At 65.9% G+C, this 1533-nt stretch carries 2 protein-coding genes; both read right to left on the bottom strand.

Going from position 1 to position 1533, the window contains the following annotated elements; all coding sequences use genetic code 11:
• Positions 1-36: 36 nt before the first annotated feature.
• Positions 37-339 (bottom strand): urease subunit gamma, encoded by a 303-nt coding sequence (locus tag ACWEOE_RS42115; protein WP_452019457.1) that lies wholly within the window; start codon positions 337-339, stop codon positions 37-39.
• 55 nt (positions 340-394) lie between these two features.
• A partial coding sequence (locus ACWEOE_RS42110; RefSeq protein WP_452019455.1) for a hypothetical protein occupies positions 395-1533 on the bottom strand: 1139 nt, incomplete at its 5' end.

Here is a 1533-nt window from a genome sequence, read left to right as displayed (position 1 = left end):
CGGAGAGCAACCACTCACCCGGAATCATCGTTGCCCCTAAGGGATCGGGTTGGCCACGGCCACGAGTTGCGTTCCGGTCCGGAACGTGGCTTCGACCTGGACAATGTTCACCATCTCCGGCACGCCGGGCAGCACGTCTTCGCGCGTGAGCACCTGCCTGCCGAGTTCGGTCACCTCGGCGACCGACATCCCGTCACGAGCTGCTTCGAGCAATGCCTCGGTGATCAGCGCGATCGACTCGGGGAAGTTCAGCTTGAGACCCCGGTCCTTCCGCCTGCGGGCGAGATCGGCCACCTGGTAGATGACCAGTTTCTCGATCTCCCGCGGGCTGAGCATCAACGAGGACACCCACGTCTCGATGCGGGGTCCGCCGGGATCGGTCTCCGCCGTCATCTCAGAACCCGGCGAGGCCCTGCGGGCTGTTGTACGGGATCTCCGCGCTGCCGACCTCGGCAAGCGAGCCGTCCGGCTGGACCGCATACGCCATGAGCTTCGAAGCGTTGGCGTAAATCTGATACAGGTGAGCACCGTCCGGGCTGAGCCAGCTGTCGCTCGGGCCACTGCTCACCGTACCGTTCAAAGCACGGAAGGTGCCATCACCCGGCACCTTCGGGCAAGCCGAGTCGTGCACCAGGGAAACAACATCGCCGTCAATACGGAAAGTACTGATGTTGCTGTACCCGAAGTTCGTGGCGAAGACCCACTGGTCATCCGGCGAGACCGCGAGCCAGCACAGCTCCGAGGGCAGCCCAGCACTCGTGTCGATCTTCACGACCGGGCCGGTACCGATCTGACCGCGGTCGTCGAGCGTGGCCAGCGCCACCCCGTCAGCCACCGCGTAGCCGATCACAAAGTGGTCCGGGCGGTGGTGCAGGAACGCCGGGTAGAACGGCGAACCGCCACCACCGTCCTGGAACATCCCCTCGCCCAGCGAACCGTCGTCCCGCACGGGGAAAACAATGATCCCGTCCGGGTCCGGCGCGTTGGACGCGACGGACTTCTTCGACCCGTCCCCCTGGTCCGCCCACAGGATCGGCGAACCGTCCGGGTTCGCCTCCGCCGGCTCGTCGAACGTGGTGCCCACCACGAGGAACCGCCCATCCGGCGACAGCACCACCATGGTCGACACCCGCAACGGCTTCTCCGGCGTGTTCACCGTGTAACCCTCGGGACGCGCGGAAAGCCGGCCCTCGGCGTCGACGCTCATCAGCCGCACATGCTCGGGGCCGAAGGAGTGCAGCACGTACAAAGTTCCGGTCGCCGACGAGAACGCGAGCGACTTCGCCGTGCCGCTGCGCCCGTCGACGATGTTCCCCGTCCGCTTCACGTCCAACAGCGTGAGCTTCCCGTCTTCAGCGACACCGAAGCTGGAAACGGAGTTGTCACCACCGTTCGTGGCGAACAGGAAACGGTTCCCGGCAGCGAGGATCACACTGCCCGCCGCCTCAAAAGCGTTCGGCGCGCTCTCCTGCCCACTGATCGGCTTGTACACCCCGGACCCGGCACCACCGGTGAGCACGCGCTCGACCTCTG

The sequence above is a fragment of the Amycolatopsis sp. NPDC004368 genome, from assembly GCF_053602515.1.
This window is presented reverse-complemented; position numbering and strand designations above follow the sequence as displayed.